We start from the raw sequence: 20,079 nt of genomic DNA, 5'->3' as shown, positions 1-20,079 counted from the left end.
CGGGGCGAGTCGGTTCACTCCATGGCGGCGAGGTGGTCGGCGGCGCCGCCGCGCCACTCGATCAGGAAGAGCGTCGCGTCGTCGCTGGTGATCCCGCCCCGCTCCTGCTTCAGGGCGTGGGACAGGGAGCGCACTACCGCGCGTACTCCTTCCTCGGTGGGCTCGATGCGGTTGACGCAGTCGATGAGTTGTTCCTCACCGAACTGCTCGCCACCGGCTCCGCGCTCTTCGATGAGCCCGTCGGTGAAGCACAGCACCCGGTCGCCGCGTTGGAGTGTCTGCTCGCTGAGCTGGGGCTCGTCGCCGCCGACGCCGACCGGCAAGGTGGTCGAGCTGTGCAGTTGCTGGACGACCGCGTGGTCGCGGATCAGCAGCGGCGCCGGGTGACCCGCGTTGACCCAGTGCAGCTGGCCCGTTGTGATGTTCAGGCGCATCATCTGCGCGGTGACGAAGTGGTCGGGCCCGAACTGCTCGGCGATGGCCCGGTCCATGAACGCGTAGATCTCGGCCAGGCCGGTGCCGGCGCGTCGGGCGTGCCGGTAGGCGCCGATGGCGACGGTGGCCATCGTGGCGGCGTCCAGGCCGTGGCCCATCGCGTCGACGATGGCCAGGTGCAGGATGTCGTCGTTGAGGGCGTAGTCGAAGCTGTCGCCGGCGACGTTGTAGGCGGGTTCGAGGATGCCGGCGACCGCGGCCTGCGGGACGGACATCGCCAGCGGCGGCAGCAGGGACCACTGGATCTCCGCGGCCACGCTCATCGGCTCGCGGCGCCGGGCCAGGAAGAACTGGTCGGTGTAGTGGTGTTTGGTGACCAGCATGTCGGCGACCAGGCCGGCCAGCCTGCGCAGCAGCCGCCGGTCGTCGTCATCGACGGCGGCCAGGGTGACGGCGAGCACTCCCACCTGGTCGCTTCCGTCCAGCAACGGCAGGAACATGCGGATGCCGTCGGCCTGCGGCACCTCGACGGGGGTCGCGCGCAGGAAGGCCGTGCCGGCGTGGGAGTCACTGATCGGCTCGGGCTCGCCGACGACCAGCTGCCTGCCGGGCAGCGGCACCAGATGCAGTTGTCCGTAGTCCTGCAAGAGGATCGAGACGTCCTGGCCACCGACCCTGCTCACCTCCTCCGCGACCAGAGGGGCGATCAGCTGCGGCGGCATTTCGTGCGCGCGGTCCAGCAGCACCCCCAGGAGCCGCTCACCGAAGCCTTCCGACCGGTCCACCACGTCCTTGTCCGGATCCCGCTCACCTTCCGCCATAGCCACGCCCTTCCACCCCGCTGGCCTCATTTCGCATGACAGAGGAGAGATTCACCGGGCGGTGTGGTGTTCGGCTTCGGTGGCCTGGAGCCGGTGGGCCCCGGTGCCGGTCCGCAGGAGGGTGCAGCGGAAGGTGAACCGGTCAGCGGCCTTGACGACCTTCTTGCGCGAAACCCGGTACCGTCGGGCCGGCTTCCGCTGCGACACCGCCGGATTCGGCCGGCGGTCCCGCCGGATCCGCTCAAAGATCCACTCACGCGATCTGTCCATGAATAGGTCTCCTGACACGACCTTGATCAACGCGCACAGCGTGACCGGCCGAACGGCCCAAGACCTCCATTACGCCGAAGGCGGCATGTCACACACGATCAGGTCGGCGGTCCCTCTCGTTGCCCGGACCGCGGTCCCCGATCTCACCGCCCGGGTGGTCTCCCTACGTCGCCGAGAACTCGCGGATCTTGTGCGGGAGGGGGGAAGTATCGCGACCCTCACCATGAACCGCGTGCCCACGCACGGTGGACGGACCCGCGAGGAGGCCCCGGCGGACAGGGCCTCCTCCCCTGCGCGTGGTGGCGGGCGCGGGTCAGGCGGCTGAGCTGAAGACCGGGAGGTAGCCACCGGACTGGCCGGCGGCGGTCGGGTGGTAGGACTCGTCGATGGGGATGGTGACGCTGTTCAGCCAGGCGCTGCCGGAGCAGATCTCATGCCCGGTGAACGTCGCGGTGACATCGCCGAAGCTGAAGCCGTGGTCGGCGGCGCGCTTGGCGGTGACGGAGTTCAGGACATCCGCGCCACCGTTGATCGCGGCGCGCTCGGCCTCGCTGAGGCCCACCACGCAGGAGCCGCTGAGCTTGTAGAACCGCGGGTAGCCGAGGACGACGACATGCGCGGAGGGAGCCTTGGCGCTGATGGCGTTGTAGACCTGGTCCAGCTTGCCGGGCAGGGTGTTCTGGACGAAGTTCTTGGCGCTGTTGACCGCGTTGACGCAGGTGGACTCGGACTGGAGCACGCAGGTCATCATGATGTCGGCGAAGCCCGCGTCATTGCCGCCGATGGAGATGGAGACCAGGCCGGTGCCGGAGTTCAGCGGGCCGAGCTGGTTGTTCAGCACATCGCCGGTCTTGGCGCCCGAGCAGGCGGTGAAGTTGAAGCTCGAAGGGGCGTGCGAGGCGGCCCAGAGCGCGGGGTACGCCTTGGTGCTGCGCTTGCAGTTGCCGCTGGCGCCGTCGTAGCCGCCCGCGCCGACGCCGGATGAGTAGGAGTCGCCCAGCGCCACATAGGCGGGGCCCGCGCTGTTCTCGGTGGCCTGGGCCGAGCCGGCCCCGGTGAGGGCGAGGACGGCACCGACGACGAAAGCACCCATCGTCGCCGTGAGTCTGGACAGTTTCATTCGATCTCCCTAGCAGGATCACTGCTGTGCCGATGTGAGGCGCGATAGACCGAAAAATGGCAATCGCGTTCGAAACCGTCAGTCACACCGCGGGGATCGATTGCGGTGGTGTGACATGGATATGTCATCCCGCGCAACCGGCTGATCTATGCGGGTAGTTGGCAAAAATCTTTCGATACGCGGCTGATACGTCCATAGGTCGGACGGAATCCGGATGAGTCACCACACGAAGCCTCAGTACCTCGCCCGAACACCCCACCCGCAGGCCCCCGGCGCACGACTGGCGCACACGGCGGGACCAGCCCTGACGCGGGCTCAACCAGCCGTCCGTCCATGGCGCTTTCGCACCCTTTCACCGTCTTGACGGCATCCGTCGACTGCGCGACATTGAAGCCCGGCATCCGGCACTTCGGGGGGAAAGTGGCCAATGCATACCATCACTGACGACAGACCGGCGGGTGGGGATTCGCTGCCGGTGATCGTGGGCGCCGCGGTGGGCATCGCGGGCCTCGGCGCGGTACTCGCGCTGGCCGACGTCCGCTCACCGCTGCGGGCGCCGTTCACGCTGTTCTTCCTGCTGGCGGCGCCCGCGCTGGCCATAGGCAGCGCGCTGCGCGGGCTGGACGCGCTGACCGGCCCGGTGCTGGCGGTGGCGGGCGCGCTCGCGCTGGATTCGCTGGTGGCGGAGGCGATGCTGGCGCTGCGGATGTGGTCGGCGCGCGGCGGGGTGGCGGCCGTGGGGGCCGTGAGCCTGCTGATCCTGGTGCCGGCGCTGTTCACCCGCCTCGCACGGCGGCGACGCATGACACGAAGTCAGGGCTGAACACCCGCGCCCCAGCCCGTGATGTGCTGGTTCTGCGGCATCGGGGGGCGGGACAGCAGGTCCGCCGCGACCTCACGGCCGCCGTCGGTGCCCTGGTCGGCGCTGTACTGGGTAGGCGCCCTGGTCGGCGCTGTACTGGGTATGGGTGAATCCCCGGCCCGGCCCCTGATGTCGGCCGTGCCGCGCGCCGGCTCCGACCCGTGCCGCCCGTCGCCCCCACCGGGCCGACTGGAGCAGGTGGTCACCAGCGGCGCCAGCGTGGTCATGCCGACGCCGAGCAACGCGCCGGTCCGCCGACGCCTCTTCTGCCATGACCTGGGCGAAACCCGCCCCGTTCCCTCCCTGGAGCCCTTAGCGCCCCCAACGGGTGAGAGTATCCGTGAACGCCCCCATTCCGGTGGGCTTCCGTGGAACAGCTCGGTAAACGGCCACAAACCTTGGTGCGCCCTCGCCCTCTGTCCTGGATCATGGGGGCGGGTGCGCTGCCCGACGCACCAGCCCCCCGTTCTCAGGAGGCAGACCCTGCCTACGACACCCGCCGAAAAGTCCCTTCCCATCCGTCTGAACGTCGATGACAGCGACTCGCCGTCGGATGTCGTCGACGCGCTCTTTCTGGGACGCTTCGCGACCGGCGAGCAGCCGTACGCCCGCAGTCACTCCGTCGACCGGGTGAGGTCGGGCGCCACGCTGCTGCCGCCGTCCGCGACCGTACTGCGCGCGGCCCGTGACGACGACCGCAGCGCGACGCTCGCGGAGGGCGACGGCTGGACCCTGCTGATCTCCCGGTGGAACCGGGGGGCGGACGTGACCGTGACCGCCGTGGACGACGCCCTGGCCGAGAAGGTGCTGCACCAGGCCGTGGACGGGGCGGAGGACGAGCCGGATCCGCAGCCGGAGAACGTGGCGATGGGATTCTGGTACGTCTCGCCGCGGCGCGGCCCGCACCGCACCACGCGGCAGATCTCGGCCGGGACCTGGGAGGAGATCCGCGGCAACTACACGGCGCCGGTGGCCGAGGCCATGGACGGGCTGATGAAGGTCACCCCGGACGACATCGCCGGTCGCCTCCTGCTGCTGCACGGCCCGCCCGGCACCGGCAAGACCTCGGCGCTGCGCACCCTGGCCCGCTCCTGGCGGGACTGGTGCCAGGTGGACTGCGTCCTGGACCCGGAGCGGCTCTTCACCGACGTGGGCTATCTGATGGACATCGCGATCGGCGAGGACGACGGCACGGCCAAGGGACGCTGGCGGCTGCTGCTCCTGGAGGACTGCGACGAGCTGATCCGCGGCGAGGCCAAGCACACCGCGGGGCAGGCGCTGTCCCGGCTGCTGAACCTGACGGACGGTCTGCTCGGCCAGGGGCGCAACGTGCTGGTCGGGGTGACCACCAACGAGGATCTGGAGCGGCTGCACCCGGCGGTGGTCCGACCCGGCCGGTGTCTGGCCCGGATCGAGGTCGGCAAGCTGACGCGGCCGGAGGCGGTCACCTGGCTCGGCGGGGAGGTCGACGACCGGGAAGGTGTCATCGGGCGGGACGGGGCGACGCTCGCGGAGCTGTACGCGCTGCGGCGCGGCACCCGGCCGCCCGCCGTGCCGTCGCAGTCGGCGGAGTCCAACTCGGGGCTGTACCTCTGAGCGGCCCACCGGGGGGCGTCCACGAGACGCCCACCGGGGGCCGGCTCAGCCGTACAGCTCCCGCAGCCGTACGGACAGGCAGGTCACACAGCCCTCCATCTTCTCGAACTCGCTGATGTCCACCGGCACCGGCTCATAGCCGAGGTCGGCGAACAGCTCGGCGCTGCGCGGCGCGCTCGCCGCCATCAGCAGCTTGCCGCCGCCGAGCAGCACCACATGGGCGCCGGACTCCTCGGGGACGGGGAGGAACCGGGGGAACGCGGCCGGGTCGTCGACGAGGGGCGGGTAGCCGATGACGGTGCCGTCCGGCAGCGCGGTGACCGCCGACTTCAGGTGGAGCACCTTGCTGACCGGTACGGCCACCACCCGCGCGCCCAGCGGCTCCAGCGCGGCGCGCAGCTGGCGGATGCCGTCGCCGTTGGTGCGTCCGCCGCGTCCCGCATAAATGGTGTCGCCGATCTTCAGGACGTCCCCGCCGTCCAGCGTCCCCGGCTCGCGGATCCGGTTCAGCGAGCAGCCGAGGGCGGTCACGGCCTCCTCGGCGGTCGCGGTCTCGGGCCTGCGGGACTCGGCTCCGGGGCGGCCGATCACCGCGACGTTCCGGTGGACGACCATGGTGTCCTCGACGAACACCCCGTCCGGGCAGTCGTCCAGCGCGGGCAGCTCGACCGTCTCCCAGCCGTGCGCGCGCAGCGCCACGACGTAGACCTCCCACTGCCGCAGGGCCAGCGCGGGGTCGACCGGGGTGCGGTCGATATGGGTGACGAGCCCGTCGGCGAGGCGGGGGCTGGGGCGCCGGACGAGGGCTTTACGGCTGGTCGTACGGCCGGTCATGGGATTGGGCAGCGCGCTGGTCATGGGGACAGCATGTCAGGCGGGGTCGCTGCCGGAGCTACCCCGGCCACGGCCGGAGCCACCCCGGCCGAGTCACTCGGAGTCGCCGTAGACCGCGCGCAGGGCGTCCTCGACGGTGGCGAGGGCGGCCGCGCGGTCCAGGCCCAGCCGCCGCGCCCGCTGGGCGTAGGTCTGGGCGGCCTCGGCGGCCCGGCGCAGGGTCGCGTCGCCCGCCGCCGCGATGAAGGTGCCGTGGCGGCCGCGGGTCTCGATCACACCATCCGACTCCAGGGCCCGGTACGCCTTGGCGACGGTGTTCGCGGCCAGCCCCAGCTCCTCGGCGAGGCCGCGTACGGTGGGCAGCTTGTAGCCCACGGGAAGCGCGCCGGAGTGGGCCAGCTCGGCGATCCTCGCGCGGATCTGCTCGAAGGGGGCGGTCGCCGCGTCCTGGTCGACGGTGATCTGCAAGGCCACGTTGGGGCTCCTGGGGCGTGGGTGCGGGACGGTGTTTGTGGCACCCATTGTGTGTCAAGCCGAGGGGAACCGTCTGCCAGGCCGAGGGGAACCGCACGGCCTCGGTGATCTAGCCCACGAGCTGCGGAAATTAGCGGGCGGGCGGGGCTGACAGGCCGTAATCTGCGCAACCATGACCATGACTGTGCGCGATTTCCGGGCCACCGACGCGGAGGCCGTGGTGGCGGCGCGGCGCTCCGCCTTCCCCTATCTGGTGACCACGCCCCGGACGGTGGTCTGGGAGTCGGAGAGCGCGCCCGTCGAACAGCACTACCGGCTGCTGGTCGCCGAGGCGGACGGGCAGGTGGTGGGCTCGAGCGAGATGGGCGTCTTCCACGGCAGCGACGAGCCGGGGCTCGCCTTCGCCAATACGACCGTGATCGCCGGGGCGCGCGGACGGGGCGCGGGGTCGGCGCTGGTGAACGCGGCGGAGGAGTATCTGTCCGGGCTGGGCACGGCGAAGATCTTCGCCTGGACGCTGGACGACGCGTCTTCGGTGACCTTCGCCGAGCGGCGCGGCTATCGGCGCGGCCGCTGCTCCCGTGTCCAGCGGCTGGACCTGACGGCGGCGGCGCTGCCGCCGCTGAGCTTGGGCGGCCTCCCGGACGGGCTGGAGCTGCGCACGGCGGCGGACTTCGCGGACGATCCGCATCCGCTGTACGAGGCGGATGTGGAGTGCACGGTGGACGAGCCGGGCGACGTGGACACGGCCGCGCCGCCATACGCCGAGTGGCTGGCCCTGACCTGGGAACATCCCGCGCTGGACCGCGAGCTGACGTCGGTGGCGGTGGTGGACGGCACGGTGGCCGCCTACAGCGTGGCCCACACGGACGGCCGGGGCCGCTACTGGTCCGGTATGACCGGCACCCGCCGCGCCTTCCGCGGCCGGGGTCTGGCCAAGCTGGCCAAGAACGACTCGCTCCACCGCGCCCGCTCGGCGGGCTGCCGGGAGGCGTTCACCGGCAACGACGGCGACAACGGTCCGATGCTGGCGGTCAACAAGTGGTTCGGCTACGAACCGGCGGCCACGGAGTGGCGCTGCATACGGGAGCTCTCGGCGTAACCGCGTCAACCCGCGTCAGCGCGTAACCGCGTCAGCGCGATTGGCGCAGCCCCGAGATGAGCAGCCCGACGAGGTGGCGTGCGTCGTAGCGGGGGTTGTTGCCGGCGCCCGCGCAGAGGCTGCCGACGCCGCGCATCAGCTCATAGGCGTCCTGGCCGGAGCGGATCTCACCGGAGGCGACCGCGGCGTCGAGCAGCTGATCGCAGACGGGCAGGAGCCGGTCGATGAAGTAGGAGTGCAGGGGGTCGAAGCAGGGGTCGTCGGACTGGAGCACGGCGGCGAGGCCGTGCTTGGTGACCAGGAAGTCGACAAAGAGGTCGATCCACCGCCCCAGTGCGGTGTGCGGGGTCTCGCCGCCCGCCAGCAGCGCGGGGGCGGCCTCGGCGAGGGCCTCGACCTGGTGCCGGTAGACGGCGACGATGAGGTCGGCCCGGGTCGGGAAGTGGCGGTAGATCGTGGCCGTCCCGACACCGGCCTTGGCCGCGATGTCGCGTATCGGCGCTTCCACGCCCGAGCTGACGAACACCGCGGCGGCGGCCTCGAGCAGCGCCTTCTCATTGCGCCGCGCGTCCGCCCGCTTGGGCCGGGCCGCACGCTCCGCGTCTCGATCGTCGTCGTTCACCGCACGCTCCCTCCGCGGCCGAGTCTAACGAAACGGGACAACGTCCCATAACCTCCGACCGTCAGAGCGGGGTCAGCCGATCGGGCCCCTCGGGGGCGTACGCGATGGGGTCGTCCGGCTCATGCCAGTGGAGGGCGAAGCGGTGCCCGGCGCGATACGCCTCGAGGCCCGCGCGGCAGTACGCCACCATGTCGTCCGGCAACGCGTCCAGCGGGAACCAGCCCAGCTCGGAGCACTTCCCGGGCTCCCGATTGACGGGCTCGCGCCCCCCTTCCCCCAGCTCCGCCTCGAAGAACCACCCCGTACGGGCGTCCCCGGCCGGCGCCTTGTGCTGCAACACGAGAACGGCCCGCACCTCGTCCGGGCCGAGGCCGATCCCGATCTCCTCGGCCGCCTCCCGGAGCATCGCGGCACGCACGTCCTCACCGTCCTCGACATGCCCGGACGGGGCATGCAGCAGCCCATCCGCATAGCCCGTGTTCGCCCGCCGCGCGAGCAGCACATCACCGCCCCGGCGCAGAATCAGATGCACATCGACGATCTCCCGATGCCGCCGAACCGGCGCGAGATCCGCCGCCAGGGCATACCGCTCGTCGCGAACGGCCCGCCCCCACAGCGCCGCGTCCGGCGCGAGCTCCTCGACCGACAGCCGCTCCGTCAACGGCGCGACCATCGCCGACAGCTCGGCGGCGGTCAGCCCGACGGGCTCGGCCTCGCCCCACCGCCCCTCGATCAGCACCAGCCGCCCACCCGGCCGCAGCAGCCGCGCCCAACGCCGCAGCACCGCCCGCTGATCCGGCAGCATCCACAGCAGATGCCGCACCAGCACGACATCGAACCGCCCCTCCCCCACGGGCGGCTCCGCCGCGTCCCCGACGAGCACACTGGCCCCCGTCCCCGCCAGCTTCGCCCGCGCCAGCTCGACCATGCGCGGCGACCGGTCGATCCCCGTCACCCGATGCCCCCACTCGGCCGCGAGCAACGCGAGGCTCCCCGTACCGCACCCGAGGTCAAGCACATCCGCGCCCCGCTGGGGCAACCACCCGCGAAGCCGCCCGGCCCACGCCTCCCGCACGGCCGGGTCCCGCAGCCCGTGATCCGGCTCATCGTCGAAGCCCACGGCGGCGGCGTCCCAGTAGGCGCTGGTCGAGCTCTCTGCACACATACCGCGATGCTCGCATCGACCACTGACAACGCCCTTCGTATGGATGAGCACCCTCGTCGCCCATGTCGCGAATATCGTGCACGACATGAACGACGCGTTGCACAGCCGCTGGAAGCGGGCGAGCGAGCGGAAGCTTGCCGAGGGGTACCAGGAGTCCGCCGAGGTCGAGCAGGAGCGTCAGGAGCACCGCCTGTCCATGGCGCTGGCCAAAGTCGTCTACGACCGCCGGATGGAGCTGGGGCTGTCCCAGACCGAGCTGGCCGCCCGCACCGGGTTGACCCAGGCCGAGGTCTCCCGGATCGAGGGTTCCGACACGGTGCCCACACTGCCCCTCCTCGCGAAGCTGGCCAAGGGGCTGAACGCGTCGCTGAACATCGCCATCGACGAGGCCGACGCACAGGTGACGCTCACCGCCCACGAGGCCGCGTAGGCACCGCCATCGCTCTGGCGGTCAGGGACTCCGCCGCAGCACGAGCGTGACGAAGCCCAGCGTGCCGCGGTAGCCGGACAGCCACTGGGAGCGGTGCTCGGCGGCGGCCTTGTACGCGTCCAGGGCGTCGGGTTCCTCGCGGTGGTCCAGGGCCCAGCGGGAGAGGGAGCCGGTCCAGGACCACTCGTAGTCGTCCCACTCCCCGGGCGTGCTGACATGGCCGTAGACCGGCGTCCAGCCGTCCGCGACGACGCGGTCCACGGTCGTCGCGAGATCCGCGTAGTCGTCCCACGTGGCGCCCAGCGCGGAGAGGGCGGCGGCGTCGGGTTCGCGCTCCCAGAAGCCGTCGCCCACGAGGACATGCCCGTCCGGGGCGAGGAGTTCGCGCGCCGCCGCGAGAGTGGGCAGCAGGCCACCGAAGGCGTGCGCGGCGCCGACGCTCAGGACCACGTCGAAGCGGTGCGCCGAGGCGAAGACCGCGGCGTCCATCTCATGGAGGATCAGCCGGTCCGCGACCTCGGATTCCTCCGCGCCCTCGCGTGCCTGCTCCAGGGCCGCGGTGTGGATGTCCACCCCCTCGGCGCGCATCCACGGATAGCGGACCAGCAGCCGCCGCAGCCATGCGCCGCCTCCGCAGCCGAGGTCGAGGGCGCGGTCGGCCTCGTCCGCCACCGCCCGGTCGAGCAGCCGGGCCACCGACTCGTCGGCGATCGGGGCGGCGATCGGATGGTCGGCGTGCGCGAGATGGGATCTCCGTTGACGGTCCATCCGCACAGCGTGGCAAGACCCGTCCCGGTCCGCAGGTTGTTTTCCGGGCTTGGTTCCGTCTCGGGGGCCGCCCAGGACTTCCCACGGCATCGATACGCGGCTCCGCCGCGTGGTGGGGGTCTACCCCCAGACCCCCGGGGTCCAGGGGCGAAGCCACTGGTAACGGGAAGGGGCGGGGAGGGGAGAAATCCGCCGGACACCCCGTAGCGGCGCCCGCCAACAGCCGCCACACACCCTTGACGGCCCGCATGTTAGCGGTAACACTCCCCCTCGTGGACTCCTTGGAGCAACCAACGAGAACCCCCTCACCACCACCTCCCCAACTCTTCAGCCGCGCCGCCGTGGCCGCCTCCTGCGTCGGCTTCGTTCTCATCGGCGCGCTCCAGGCGCTCTACGGGCCGTCGATCCCCGCCCTGCGCGACACCTACGGGCTGTCGCCATCCGCGGCCGGGATGGGGCTGAGCGCGCATTTCATCGGCGCGGTGGCGGGTGTCCTCGGCTTCGACCGGCTCTTCGGCCGGATCGGCAACCGCCGGCTGCTGGGCTGGTCCTACCTGCTCATGGCGGGTGGCGCGGCCGGGTTCGCGCTCGCGCCCACCTGGCCGCTCGCCCTGGGTCTTGCGCTCCTCGCGGGGCTGGGCTTCGGCGGGATCGACTACGGGCTGAACCAGCTGTTCGCCGTCGGCTTCGGGCACCGTAGCGCCGCCATGCTCAACATCCTCAACGCCCACTTCGGCATCGGCGCCGTCCTCGGCCCGGCCCTCATCGGCCTGGTCGGGGCCGCGCACTACCCCGCCGTCTTCCTCGGCTTCGCCGCGCTCACGCTACCGCTGCTGCTGTGTCTGGCCGGGGTGCGCGACGAGGCCCCGCCGCGCGGCGGCGACACGGGAGCGGACGGGGACAGCGACGCGGGCGCGGGCGCGCGCCGCCACGTCCGTGCCCGCAGCCTCGCCACCGTCCTGGCCGCCTTCGTCGTCCTCTACGTCCTCCACGTCGCCATCGAGTCCGGCGTCGGCGGCTGGGAGCCGACCCACCTGGAGACGATCGGTTACGGGGCGACCGCCGCCGCCTCCGCGACCTCCGCCTTCTGGCTGATGATGACGGTCGGCCGCTTCCTCGTCGCCCCGCTCGCCCTCCGCTGGTCCGCCCAGGCGATCATCGCGGTGAGCTGCGCGGGGATGACGGGGTGCCTGCTGCTGGCCGCGATCCCCGCCGCGGCCCCGTACGCCTACGCGGGCGCCGGGCTGTTCATCGCGCCGATCTTCCCCACCGGGCTGCCCTGGCTGCTCCGGGCGGCGCCGCGCGCCCAGCGGGCCGGTGCGCTGGTCATGGCGGCCTCGATGGTCGGCGGGGTCGCCGCACCGCCCGCGCTCGGCAAGGCGATCGAACTCGCGGGCGTCCGGGCCGTACCGCTGATCCTCTGCGCCATCTCCGCGGTGTGCCTGGTCACCACCGGATGGCTGATCCGCGCCGCGTCCCCGTCCGTACTCCCTACGCCACCCCCACGCCCCACGCCACCCCCACCCGACGAGCCCGCCCCCGCCGCCGAAAGGACCTCCTGACGCCCATGCCCGCCGCCGCCCTGACGCTCTCCGACGACGGTTTCCTCCTGCACGGTGAGCCCTTCCGGATCCTCTCCGGCGCCCTCCACTACTTCCGCACCCACCCCGGCCAGTGGGCCGACCGGCTGCGCAAGGCGCGGCTGCTGGGGCTCAACACCGTGGAGACCTACGTCCCGTGGAACCTCCACCAGCCCGCCCCCGGCACCCTGGACCTCGACGGGCTGCTCGACCTCCCCCGCTTCCTCGAGCTGGCCCACGCCGAGGGGCTGCGCGTACTGCTGCGCCCCGGTCCTTACATCTGCGCCGAGTGGGAGGGCGGCGGGCTGCCCTCCTGGCTGACCGCCCAGCCGGGCTTGCGCCCGCGCAGCCGCGACCCCCGCTTCACCGCCGCCGTGGACGCGTACCTCGATCTGCTCCTGCCGCCCCTCGCTCCCCATATGGCGGCACGCGGCGGTCCGGTGATCGCCGTCCAGGTGGAGAACGAGTACGGGGCGTACGGCGACGACACCGCCTATCTCGCGCAGCTGGCCGACGCGTTGCGCACCCGTGGCGTCGAGGAGCTGCTGTTCACCTGTGACCAGGCGGACAAGTCGAAGCTGGCGGCCGGGAGCCTGCCCGGAGTGCTCACCACCGGCACCTTCGGCGGCCGGATCGGCGACTCGCTGGAGGTGCTGCGCACCCACCAGGAGAGCGGGCCGCTGATGTGCGCGGAGTTCTGGATCGGCTGGTTCGACCACTGGGGCGAGCCACACCACGTACGGGCGGCGGACGACGCGGCGGCGGACCTGGACAAGCTGCTGTCGGCGGGCGCGTCGGTGAACATCTACATGTTCCACGGCGGCACCAACTTCGGCTTCACGGCCGGGGCCAACCACGACCACGCCTACACCCCGGCCGTCACCTCCTACGACTACGACGCGGTGCTCACCGAATGCGGCGACCCGGGCCCCAAGTACGCCGCGTTCCGCGATGTCATCGCCCGCCACGCCGCCGTCCCCGACGAGCCCGTCCCGGAGCCCTCGCCCAAGCTGCCGCCGACCGACGTACGGCTCACGGACTCGGCCAACGCCCTGGTCTGCGCCGAATTCCTGTCGCCCGGCGAGCAGTTCACCGACCCGCCCACCATGGAGCGGCTGGGCCAGGCGTACGGCTTCGTCCTCTACGGCACGGAGCTGCCCGCGCTCGGCGACCGCGTCCTGCACTTCACGGGCGGGGTGGGCGACCGGGCGCAGGTCTTCATCAATGGCGCCCCGGCGGGCGTCCTGGAGCGTGAGCGCCACGAGGACACGCTGCATGTCCGGAGCCCGGAGTACGGGGCCCGGCTGGACGTCCTGGTCGAGAACATGGGCCGGGCGAACTACGGGCCACGCATCGGCGACCCCAAGGGCATCACCGGCCCGGTCACCCTCGACGGCGAGCCCCTGGAGAACTGGACCTGCCACCCGCTCCCCCTGGATCACCTCCCCGAACTGCCCTTCCGTGGCACGGACACCCCCGTCGCCGGTCCCTCCTTCCACCGTGGCACCTTTACGGTGGACACCCCCGCCGACGCGTTCCTCGCCCTGCCCGGCTGGACCAAGGGCGTGGCCTGGATCAACGGCTTCAACCTCGGCCGCTACTGGTCGCGCGGTCCGCAGCGCCGTCTCTACGTGCCCGCGCCGGTGCTGCGGCCGGGAACGAACGAGCTGGTCCTGCTGGAGCTGCACGCGGCGACGACGCGCACGGTACGGCTGACGGACGAGCCCGACCTGGGCTGGACGGACGAGAACTGAGACACACGAGGGGAAACCACATGGGGAGCGAGCCGGAGGACGAGTCGGGCGGCCCCCAGCGCGTCCGGCGGCGCCGGGCGACGGCGGGCGGCGGGGCCGTGATGGCCGACGTCGCCCGCCGCGCCGGGGTCTCCGGCCAGACCGTCTCCCGCGTCCTCAACGACCACCCCCGGGTCCGCCCCGAGACCCGCGAACGCGTCCGCGCCGCCATGCGGGAACTGGGCTACCGCCCGACCGCCAGCGCCCGCACCCTGGCCAGCGGCCGCAGCCGGACGCTCGGCGTGATCTCCTTCGACGCGGCCCGCTTCGGCCCGGCCGCCACGCTGGCGGGCATCAACGAGGCCGCGCAGGAAGCCGGTTATCTGGTCAGCACGATCGCGCTCACCGCCGCCGACCAGGAGGCGGTACGCGGCGCCGTCGACCGGCTGCTCGGCCAGGGCGCGGACGGCATCATCGCGATCGCCCCGCAGCGCTCGGTGGGCGAGGCCCTGGTCGAGGCCGACCACGGCAGGCCCATGGTCACCCTGGACAAGAGCTTCGGCACCCGCTTCCCCGTCGTCGCGGGCGACTCCGCGTCCGGCGCCCGCCAGGCCACGGAACATCTGCTGCGCCTCGGCCACCGCACGGTCCGCCATATCGCGGGCCCGGTCGGCTGGATCGCCGCCGAGGCCCGGGTGGACGGCTGGCGGGCCGCCCTCAGGGAAGCGGGCGCGGAGGCCCACGAGCCGCTTTTCGGCGACTGGAGCGCGGACTCGGGCCACGACCTGGGCCGCCGCATCGCCCACGACCCGGACGCCACGGCGGTGTTCGTCTCCAACGACCAGATGGCGGTGGGCGTCCTCCGCGCCCTCCACGAGGCGGGCCGCCGGGTCCCCGAGGACGTGAGCGTGATCGGCTACGACGACATCCCCGAGGCCGCGCATCTGCTCCCCCCGCTCACCACGATCCGTACGGACTTCGCGGAGATCGGCCGCCGCTGTCTGAGCCTGATGCTCGACCAACTGGAACGCACCCCCGAGCCGGGGGTGCGGGTGACGATCCCCACGGAGCTGGTCGTACGCGAGAGCTGTGGCCACCTGTTACGGGGTTCCGCTCGGCAGGCTCAGGGGTAGAGGCCGGCCCGGAAGGTGAACGAGACGAGTTGCGCCCGATCACGTGCGCCGACCTTCGTCATGGCCCGCACCGCATGCGTCTTCACGGTGAACGGCGACACGGACATCTGGGCCGCGATCTCGTCGTTGCCGAGACCGCTCGCGACGAGAACGACCACGTCCCGTTCCCTGGGGGTCAGGGCGTCGAAGCGCCTCAGCAGCTCCTGGTCGATCACCGGGGGCGGGCTGTGGGTCATATGACCGATGAGCGCGGCCGTCGCGGCGGCCGACAGCGCACCGCCACCGCCGACGACCTCGTTGATTCCGGCGACGAGTTCAGCAGGGCTCACGGTCTTGCTCAGGAAACCGTTGGCGCCCGCGCGAAGGGCGGCGAGAACGATGTCGTCCTGGTCAAAAGTGGTCAGCACGATCACCCGCAGCTTTTCGGGCGGGTGCTCTTCGCGGATCCGGCGGGTGGCTTCGACACCGTCGATGCCGGGCATCCGGATGTCCATCAGGACCAGGTCGACGGGGTGGTCCCGGAGGAAGGGGACGACCTGGAGTCCATCGGAGAGATCACCCGCGACAACGAGACCCGGGTCGGGCAGAAGCATCGTTCTGATGCCGGCCCTCATGTCGTCCTGGTCGTCGACGATCAGAATCCGCGTCATCGGACGACCGCTCCCAGCGGGCTGAACTCCGCATGCACCCGGAACCGTCCGTCGTCACTGTCGATCGTCAGCCGCCCGCTGGAGGACTCGACGCGTTCGCGCATTCCCACGAGTCCGAGTCCGCTGCCCGCGTCGGAGCCGCGGAGTGAATGACCGACGCGGTTCTCCACGGTGACGCAGATCCTGCCGTCGCGCTCGCGCACATCCACCGTCGCCGTCCCCTCTCCATGCCGGTAGGCATTGGTGAGCGCTTCTTGAACGACCCGGTAGACCGTCACGCCGACACTGGGCTCCACGAAACCGGCGGGAATGTCGATGGAGGGCCGGACGTCGAGGCCGATGCTCTCGAACGAGGCGATAAGCCCTTCCAGGCCACTGAGCGCCGGGGTCGGCCGGAGCGCCTCGTCGCCGGAAGTGTCGTCCCCGAGGCGGAGGAGCGCGAGGATCCGTTGCGTTTCGACGACGACGGTGCGGGCGCTGGACCGGGCCGAGACGAGGGCCTGCCGGGAAGACTCGGCGCCTTCGGGCAGCCCGATCTCCGCGGCACCGAGATGCAGGCTCAGCATCGCGACTTGGTGGCCGATGACGTCGTGGAGGTCCCGGGCGATGCGGAGCCGTTCTTCGGTCACTCGTCGGATGGCTTCGATCTCGCGGGTGGCGATGGCGCTCTCGGCCCGTTCCTCCAGGATCCACCAGTGGTCTCGATGGATGCGGAGCGCGGCCCCTGTCGCACCGCCCGCTATCGCTGAGAAGAGGGCGGCGGCTCCCACGATCGCGCCGCCACGGAACCCTCCCAGCGTCATGAACGCCCCCAGGAAGAACGCCGCCACGATGCCGGTTCCGGCCAGCGGCTGCTTTCCCCTGAGGGTGACCGAGAACAGCACGAGCACCGCCATCATCCACACCGACAGGGGGTCGTGGCCCACCGCTGTGACGGCGAAGGACGCCGCGCTCGTCACGACCAGTCCTGCCCACGGCTTCCACCATGAGAGGGCGACACCGCCACCGGCGAGGACCACGGAGAGGGCCGTCGGCCCATCCGACCCTCTCAGCACCGCTGCCACGATCTGCCCGGTGAACACGAGCGCGGCCACGGAATAGGCGACCCGGTGCAGCACCTCGGGGCGGCGGACCCACAGGGGCGCCGCGGGCCCGTCCTGATTGTTCTGCGCCTTGACCATGGCCTGATTCTCGTTCCCGTGTGCTGCGGCCGTGTACTTCGAACGAAGTACACGGCGAACCGGCTTCGGCCGATGGAGACGGCAGATCTCATTCGATCGAAATGGATGGCAGAACTACTTCGATCGAAGTACACGGCCCCTCCCGAGGCCGCTGAGACTCGTCATCGAGGCGACCGCCTCACACCATCTCGATCACAACGGGACGCCCGATGACTCAGACCACCGTAACTCCGGCCACGACCACGGCGACGCCCTCCGGGCTCCGATCGCTCTACCTGATCCGGGTCGCCTTCTCCCTGGTCTGGGCCGCACTCGTCTTCACGACCTCCGCCTCACTCGTGTCGACGGACAGGCCCACAGTGATCGCGGCCGTGCTGCTGATCATCTACCCCCTGTGGGACGTCATCGCCACGCTGCTCGAGCGCCGTATGGCGGGCACCGGCTCCAGGAACCGCGTCAGCACCATCAACATGGCTCTCGGCCTCGCCACCACCACCGGAATGATCATTGCCGTCTTCTCCACCATCACGACGGCCCTTCTCGTGTTCGGCGTCTGGGCCCTCCTTTCCGGAGCGATCCAGCTCGCCGTGGCGATCCGCCGCAGGCGCACCGTCGGCGCCCAGTGGCCCATGGTCATCAGCGGCGGACAGTCCGTCCTCGCCGGTGCCACCGTCGCCGCCACGTCCGCCTCGGCGACGAGCAGCCTGTCCACCGTCGCCGGATACGCGGCCTTCGGCGCCTTCTGGTTCCTCGTCTCCGTCATCGCCCTGAGCATCCGCGGCCGACGCGTGGGGCTGGAGGCGTGACGCAGCCGCGTCACAGGGGGGGGCGGCCCCAGGCGCCTCGATCTCACAGCGCGCCACCCCGCTCCTGGCGATCCTGGTATCGCTGGTGATGAACGGCACGGCCAGGCTTTCGGCAAGCGCGACGTACTCGGCGTCATAGGAAGAAGACGAGCGCGGAGCAATCGATGACGATCAACGGCCTGCCCGCGCGTCGTCGATCGCGGCCAGCACGTCCGATGCGCTCAGGCTGGCACTGGCCCCGGCTTCGGCACGGGCCGCGACCTCGGCGAGCGTGAGCCTGGATGCCTCACCGACGAGCACGTCCGGCGCATAGGCCTGAAGCACTTGCCGGCCTGCGCGGCACGAGCCTTTACCAGCATTGCATGCACAATGCAGCTGCATCAGAGGTCCGCCCCCTTGCGGTGGCGCGGGCAGCGGCAGGGCGGGAACTGGCTGGACCGCAGGGGTTCGAGCTTGTCCTTGACCACGACGACCACCCTGCCGAGCTCCTGCGTCACGACCGCGCCGTCCGGCGAGACGCGGTAGACGCGCATGGTCATCCGTGGAGCGGTGGATTCGGTGTGTGCGAACACGTTGACCTGTCTTTCCGGTCGGCCAATTACGTTGAGTGCACATACCGTCGCGTTCCGGCGCGTAGGCTGGAAAGAGGCGACAAGTCCCAGCCAAGATCGCGGGACAAGAGGGGATGCACGATGCCGTTCCAGCCACGCGAACTGTTTCCCGACCGCTCGGCCCGCGACCTCTTCGGCGCGGAGATCCGCCGCCACCGGGAGAAGGCGGACATGTCGCTGCGGCGGCTGTCCGAGGTGCTGAACTACAGCAAATCGCACCTGGCCCGGATCGAGGCGGCGGAGTCGCTGCCGTACGACGACCTTCCGGCGAAGTTGGACGCGTGCTTTGGGACGGACGGGATGTTCGCGCGACTGTATGCGCTGGCGAAGAATGAGCCGTTCAAGAGCAAGTACCGGGGCGTCATGGAGGTTGAGAAGCACGCGGTGGCCATTGAGGAGTACGCCTGCGCCACGATTCCAGGTCTGCTCCAGACTCCCGAACACGCGAGGGCATCTCTGCGCATTGGGAACCGATACGCCCCTGAGGCAGAGATCGACGCGATGACGAAGGCCAGGCTTGCCCGACAAGCTCGACTGAGCCAAGTCCAGCCGCCTGACTGCTGGTTCATCGTGGACGAGGCCGCGTTGCGCCGCGCCGCCGGAGAGCCTGAGGTGATGCGCGACCAGTTGATGTCCCTGATCGAGCGCGGAACACAACCGCACGTGACCATCCAGGTCCTGCCCTTCGGCGCAGGTCAGCACCCGGATGCGGGCAGGACTCTGGTTCTCTACACACTGCCCAATGAACCGACGCTCGCCTACGAGGAAGGCCCCCATCGCGGCGGATTCATTGAGGACTCGGGCGCGGTCGCCAAGCTCCGTAAGAACTACGATCTGCTCAGGGCCATGGCCCTCTCGCCACGGGACTCCGAGGCGATGATCCAAGCCGTGATGAAGGACTTGACCTCATGGGAACCGCCCCAGATCTGAGAACCGCTTCGTGGCGCAAGAGCAGCTACAGCAACAACGACGGCGGGGTATGCGTCGAGGTCGCCGACAACCTCCCCGGCATCGTCCCCGTACGCGACTCCAAGAACCCCGACGGCCCCGCCCTCAGATTCCCCAACGACTCGTGGAGCGCCTTCATAGCGAGCCTTAAGGGTCAGCGCAGCAGCAGCTGAAGTCCGCCCAGCACCGTCGCCGCGATGACCAGCCGCTCGAAGAGCCGCTGATTGATCCGGTCCACGCACGCCTTACCGATGTACGCACCGGGCAGGACGAAGAGCGCCAGCAGCGCGTCCAGGAGCAGGGAGCGGCCGTCGATCAGGCCGAGGCTGACGCTGAAGGGCACCTTGGCGACGTTGACGATCAGGAAGAACCAGGCCGAGGTGCCCAGGAAGCCCAGCTTCCGGAAACCGGCGGAGAGCAGGTAGAGCGACATTACGGGGCCGCCCGCGTTGGCCACCATCGTGGTGAAGCCGCCGAGCACCCCGTACGAACCGGCCTTGAGCCGTGCGCCCGCCCCGTCGGCGGCCGGGACCTCCGGGGCCGCCGCCCGGGCGGCCGCACGGCGCCGCCATACCGTGACGCCCGCCATCAGCAGCAGGATCGCGCCGATGGAGGTCCGCACCTCCGCGTCCCCGGCCCACAGCATGAACACTGTCCCCACCACGACCCCGACCGCGACCGCCGGGAACAGCCGGAGCAGGGTCCCCCAGTGTGCGTGCCGCCGGTAGGTGCCCACGGCGAGCACATCGCCGACGATCAGCAGGGGCAGCAGCACACCGGTCGACTCCCGGGCCGGAAGCACGGCCGCGAAGATCGCGAGGCTGACGGTATTGGCGCCGCTGACGGCGGTCTTCGAGAAGCCGACGAGTATGGATGCCGCCGCGAGCGCGGCGAACTCCCAGAGGGTAACGGTGTACATGCCACGGGATCATTCCAGG

At 71.0% G+C, this 20,079-nt stretch carries 24 protein-coding genes; 10 read left to right on the top strand and 14 right to left on the bottom strand.

The window, feature by feature from the left end:
- Positions 1-14 precede the first annotated feature (14 nt).
- The 3 genes from ACMTAK_RS38210 to ACMTAK_RS38200 all read right to left on the bottom strand — a co-directional run bounded on the left by ACMTAK_RS38210 (position 15) and on the right by ACMTAK_RS38200 (position 2,646).
- Positions 15-1,256 (bottom strand): PP2C family protein-serine/threonine phosphatase, encoded by a 1,242-nt coding sequence (locus ACMTAK_RS38210; protein WP_413813128.1) that lies wholly within the window; start codon positions 1,254-1,256, stop codon positions 15-17.
- 51 nt (positions 1,257-1,307) lie between these two features.
- A complete protein-coding gene (locus tag ACMTAK_RS38205; RefSeq protein ID WP_413810381.1) occupies positions 1,308-1,526 on the bottom strand; it encodes a hypothetical protein in 219 nt (72 codons plus the stop codon).
- A gap of 313 nt (positions 1,527-1,839) precedes the next feature.
- Complete coding sequence (locus ACMTAK_RS38200; protein ID WP_413810380.1) at positions 1,840-2,646, bottom strand: SGNH/GDSL hydrolase family protein; 807 nt, start codon at positions 2,644-2,646, stop codon at positions 1,840-1,842.
- Between the two features lie 427 nt (positions 2,647-3,073).
- On the opposite strand from ACMTAK_RS38200, the gene ACMTAK_RS38195 reads away from it, so the two are divergent.
- Positions 3,074-3,469, top strand: a complete 396-nt coding sequence (locus tag ACMTAK_RS38195; protein WP_413810379.1) for a hypothetical protein — start codon at positions 3,074-3,076, stop codon at positions 3,467-3,469.
- Here ACMTAK_RS38195 and ACMTAK_RS38190 read toward each other — a convergent pair.
- Positions 3,460-3,735 (bottom strand): hypothetical protein, encoded by a 276-nt coding sequence (locus ACMTAK_RS38190; RefSeq protein ID WP_413810378.1) that lies wholly within the window; start codon positions 3,733-3,735, stop codon positions 3,460-3,462. The two genes, ACMTAK_RS38195 and ACMTAK_RS38190, sit on opposite strands and share 10 nt — an antisense overlap.
- 256 nt (positions 3,736-3,991) lie before the next feature.
- Here ACMTAK_RS38190 and ACMTAK_RS38185 point away from each other — a divergent pair, with 256 nt between their 5' ends.
- Positions 3,992-5,104, top strand: coding sequence for a DUF5925 domain-containing protein (locus ACMTAK_RS38185; RefSeq protein WP_413813127.1), 1,113 nt, complete (start codon positions 3,992-3,994; stop codon positions 5,102-5,104).
- 45 nt (positions 5,105-5,149) lie between these two features.
- Here ACMTAK_RS38185 and ddaH read toward each other — a convergent pair whose 3' ends face one another.
- A complete protein-coding gene (gene ddaH / locus ACMTAK_RS38180) occupies positions 5,150-5,938 on the bottom strand; it encodes a dimethylargininase (protein WP_413813126.1) in 789 nt (262 codons plus the stop codon).
- A gap of 93 nt (positions 5,939-6,031) precedes the next feature.
- Entirely contained in the window at positions 6,032-6,412 is a 381-nt protein-coding gene (locus ACMTAK_RS38175; protein WP_413810377.1) for a GntR family transcriptional regulator, read from the bottom strand.
- Between the two features lie 172 nt (positions 6,413-6,584).
- Between ACMTAK_RS38175 and ACMTAK_RS38170 the strand changes: the two genes are divergently transcribed.
- Positions 6,585-7,514 carry a GNAT family N-acetyltransferase gene (locus ACMTAK_RS38170; RefSeq protein WP_413810376.1) on the top strand — a complete coding sequence of 310 codons (930 nt, stop codon included), beginning with the start codon at positions 6,585-6,587 and terminating at the stop codon, positions 7,512-7,514.
- Between the two features lie 31 nt (positions 7,515-7,545).
- Here ACMTAK_RS38170 and ACMTAK_RS38165 read toward each other — a convergent pair whose 3' ends face one another.
- Together ACMTAK_RS38165 and ACMTAK_RS38160 are read right to left on the bottom strand one after the other, a co-directional pair.
- The gene (locus ACMTAK_RS38165) at positions 7,546-8,136 is read right to left on the bottom strand and encodes a TetR/AcrR family transcriptional regulator (protein ID WP_413810375.1); all 591 of its coding nucleotides are present in this window, start codon (positions 8,134-8,136) and stop codon (positions 7,546-7,548) included.
- A gap of 61 nt (positions 8,137-8,197) precedes the next feature.
- Entirely contained in the window at positions 8,198-9,301 is a 1,104-nt protein-coding gene (locus ACMTAK_RS38160; protein ID WP_413810374.1) for a methyltransferase domain-containing protein, read from the bottom strand.
- A gap of 43 nt (positions 9,302-9,344) precedes the next feature.
- Between ACMTAK_RS38160 and ACMTAK_RS38155 the strand changes: the two genes are divergently transcribed.
- On the top strand, positions 9,345-9,731 hold the full coding sequence (locus tag ACMTAK_RS38155) for a helix-turn-helix domain-containing protein (RefSeq protein ID WP_413810373.1): 387 nt from the start codon (positions 9,345-9,347) through the stop codon (positions 9,729-9,731).
- A gap of 21 nt (positions 9,732-9,752) precedes the next feature.
- Here ACMTAK_RS38155 and ACMTAK_RS38150 read toward each other — a convergent pair whose 3' ends face one another.
- Positions 9,753-10,499 carry an SAM-dependent methyltransferase gene (locus ACMTAK_RS38150; RefSeq protein WP_413810372.1) on the bottom strand — a complete coding sequence of 249 codons (747 nt, stop codon included), beginning with the start codon at positions 10,497-10,499 and terminating at the stop codon, positions 9,753-9,755.
- Between the two features lie 248 nt (positions 10,500-10,747).
- Here ACMTAK_RS38150 and ACMTAK_RS38145 point away from each other — a divergent pair, with 248 nt between their 5' ends.
- The 3 genes from ACMTAK_RS38145 to ACMTAK_RS38135 are packed head-to-tail and all read left to right on the top strand — an operon-like array spanning position 10,748 to position 14,945.
- The gene (locus tag ACMTAK_RS38145; RefSeq protein WP_413810371.1) at positions 10,748-12,061 is read left to right on the top strand and encodes an MFS transporter; all 1,314 of its coding nucleotides are present in this window, start codon (positions 10,748-10,750) and stop codon (positions 12,059-12,061) included.
- Between the two features lie 5 nt (positions 12,062-12,066).
- Positions 12,067-13,833 (top strand): glycoside hydrolase family 35 protein, encoded by a 1,767-nt coding sequence (locus tag ACMTAK_RS38140; RefSeq protein ID WP_413810370.1) that lies wholly within the window; start codon positions 12,067-12,069, stop codon positions 13,831-13,833.
- Positions 13,834-13,853: 20 nt separating this feature from the next.
- Positions 13,854-14,945, top strand: coding sequence for a LacI family DNA-binding transcriptional regulator (locus ACMTAK_RS38135; protein WP_413810369.1), 1,092 nt, complete (start codon positions 13,854-13,856; stop codon positions 14,943-14,945).
- Here the strand turns inward: ACMTAK_RS38135 and ACMTAK_RS38130 are convergent.
- Both ACMTAK_RS38130 and ACMTAK_RS38125 read right to left on the bottom strand, forming a co-directional pair.
- Positions 14,936-15,595 (bottom strand): response regulator transcription factor, encoded by a 660-nt coding sequence (locus ACMTAK_RS38130; RefSeq protein WP_413810368.1) that lies wholly within the window; start codon positions 15,593-15,595, stop codon positions 14,936-14,938. The genes ACMTAK_RS38135 and ACMTAK_RS38130 overlap by 10 nt on opposite strands.
- Positions 15,592-16,776, bottom strand: a complete 1,185-nt coding sequence (locus ACMTAK_RS38125; RefSeq protein ID WP_413810367.1) for a sensor histidine kinase — start codon at positions 16,774-16,776, stop codon at positions 15,592-15,594. The genes ACMTAK_RS38130 and ACMTAK_RS38125 overlap by 4 nt, the downstream gene beginning before the upstream one ends.
- A 209-nt stretch (positions 16,777-16,985) precedes the next feature.
- Here ACMTAK_RS38125 and ACMTAK_RS38120 point away from each other — a divergent pair, with 209 nt between their 5' ends.
- A complete protein-coding gene (locus ACMTAK_RS38120; protein ID WP_413810366.1) occupies positions 16,986-17,582 on the top strand; it encodes a DUF308 domain-containing protein in 597 nt (198 codons plus the stop codon).
- Positions 17,583-17,753: 171 nt separating this feature from the next.
- Here the strand turns inward: ACMTAK_RS38120 and ACMTAK_RS38115 are convergent, their stop codons facing one another.
- Positions 17,754-17,906: a hypothetical protein gene (locus tag ACMTAK_RS38115; RefSeq protein ID WP_413810365.1), complete on the bottom strand. Its 153-nt coding sequence runs from the start codon at positions 17,904-17,906 to the stop codon at positions 17,754-17,756.
- Between the two features lie 56 nt (positions 17,907-17,962).
- Positions 17,963-18,121 carry a hypothetical protein gene (locus ACMTAK_RS38110; RefSeq protein ID WP_413810364.1) on the bottom strand — a complete coding sequence of 53 codons (159 nt, stop codon included), beginning with the start codon at positions 18,119-18,121 and terminating at the stop codon, positions 17,963-17,965.
- 21 nt (positions 18,122-18,142) lie between these two features.
- Here ACMTAK_RS38110 and ACMTAK_RS38105 point away from each other — a divergent pair, with 21 nt between their 5' ends.
- Complete coding sequence (locus tag ACMTAK_RS38105; RefSeq protein ID WP_413810363.1) at positions 18,143-19,123, top strand: helix-turn-helix domain-containing protein; 981 nt, start codon at positions 18,143-18,145, stop codon at positions 19,121-19,123.
- Positions 19,102-19,314 (top strand): DUF397 domain-containing protein, encoded by a 213-nt coding sequence (locus tag ACMTAK_RS38100; protein WP_413810362.1) that lies wholly within the window; start codon positions 19,102-19,104, stop codon positions 19,312-19,314. Before ACMTAK_RS38105 ends, ACMTAK_RS38100 begins: the two co-directional genes overlap by 22 nt.
- On the opposite strand, the gene ACMTAK_RS38095 is transcribed toward ACMTAK_RS38100, so the two are convergent.
- On the bottom strand, positions 19,296-20,060 hold the full coding sequence (locus ACMTAK_RS38095; protein WP_210948690.1) for a sulfite exporter TauE/SafE family protein: 765 nt from the start codon (positions 20,058-20,060) through the stop codon (positions 19,296-19,298). The two genes, ACMTAK_RS38100 and ACMTAK_RS38095, sit on opposite strands and share 19 nt — an antisense overlap.
- Positions 20,061-20,079 lie beyond the last annotated feature (19 nt).

This window comes from Streptomyces lacaronensis, from assembly GCF_047337785.1.
GTDB lineage: Bacteria > Actinomycetota > Actinomycetes > Streptomycetales > Streptomycetaceae > Streptomyces > Streptomyces lycopersici.
The sequence above is the reverse complement of the archived record's forward strand: the minus strand, read 5'-3'. Positions and strand labels throughout refer to the sequence as shown.

Bases quoted from the DNA above. Each gene is read 5' to 3' on its own strand.
- ACMTAK_RS38125 (WP_413810367.1), bottom strand. From the start codon at position 16,776: ATGGTCAAGGCGCAGAACAATCAGGACGGGCCCGCGGCGCCCCTGTGG.
- ACMTAK_RS38130 (WP_413810368.1), bottom strand. From the start codon at position 15,595: ATGACGCGGATTCTGATCGTCGACGACCAGGACGACATGAGGGCCGGC.
- ACMTAK_RS38200 (WP_413810380.1), bottom strand. From the start codon at position 2,646: ATGAAACTGTCCAGACTCACGGCGACGATGGGTGCTTTCGTCGTCGGT.
- ACMTAK_RS38150 (WP_413810372.1), bottom strand. From the start codon at position 10,499: ATGGACCGTCAACGGAGATCCCATCTCGCGCACGCCGACCATCCGATC.
- ACMTAK_RS38160 (WP_413810374.1), bottom strand. From the start codon at position 9,301: ATGTGTGCAGAGAGCTCGACCAGCGCCTACTGGGACGCCGCCGCCGTG.
- ACMTAK_RS38210 (WP_413813128.1), bottom strand. From the start codon at position 1,256: ATGGCGGAAGGTGAGCGGGATCCGGACAAGGACGTGGTGGACCGGTCG.
- ddaH (WP_413813126.1), bottom strand. From the start codon at position 5,938: ATGACCGGCCGTACGACCAGCCGTAAAGCCCTCGTCCGGCGCCCCAGC.
- ACMTAK_RS38095 (WP_210948690.1), bottom strand. From the start codon at position 20,060: ATGTACACCGTTACCCTCTGGGAGTTCGCCGCGCTCGCGGCGGCATCC.
- ACMTAK_RS38110 (WP_413810364.1), bottom strand. From the start codon at position 18,121: ATGACCATGCGCGTCTACCGCGTCTCGCCGGACGGCGCGGTCGTGACG.
- ACMTAK_RS38170 (WP_413810376.1), top strand. From the start codon at position 6,585: ATGACCATGACTGTGCGCGATTTCCGGGCCACCGACGCGGAGGCCGTG.
- ACMTAK_RS38195 (WP_413810379.1), top strand. From the start codon at position 3,074: ATGCATACCATCACTGACGACAGACCGGCGGGTGGGGATTCGCTGCCG.
- ACMTAK_RS38100 (WP_413810362.1), top strand. From the start codon at position 19,102: ATGGGAACCGCCCCAGATCTGAGAACCGCTTCGTGGCGCAAGAGCAGC.
- ACMTAK_RS38205 (WP_413810381.1), bottom strand. From the start codon at position 1,526: ATGGACAGATCGCGTGAGTGGATCTTTGAGCGGATCCGGCGGGACCGC.
- ACMTAK_RS38190 (WP_413810378.1), bottom strand. From the start codon at position 3,735: ATGACCACGCTGGCGCCGCTGGTGACCACCTGCTCCAGTCGGCCCGGT.
- ACMTAK_RS38120 (WP_413810366.1), top strand. From the start codon at position 16,986: ATGACTCAGACCACCGTAACTCCGGCCACGACCACGGCGACGCCCTCC.
- ACMTAK_RS38145 (WP_413810371.1), top strand. From the start codon at position 10,748: ATGTTAGCGGTAACACTCCCCCTCGTGGACTCCTTGGAGCAACCAACG.
- ACMTAK_RS38155 (WP_413810373.1), top strand. From the start codon at position 9,345: ATGAGCACCCTCGTCGCCCATGTCGCGAATATCGTGCACGACATGAAC.
- ACMTAK_RS38135 (WP_413810369.1), top strand. From the start codon at position 13,854: ATGGGGAGCGAGCCGGAGGACGAGTCGGGCGGCCCCCAGCGCGTCCGG.
- ACMTAK_RS38140 (WP_413810370.1), top strand. From the start codon at position 12,067: ATGCCCGCCGCCGCCCTGACGCTCTCCGACGACGGTTTCCTCCTGCAC.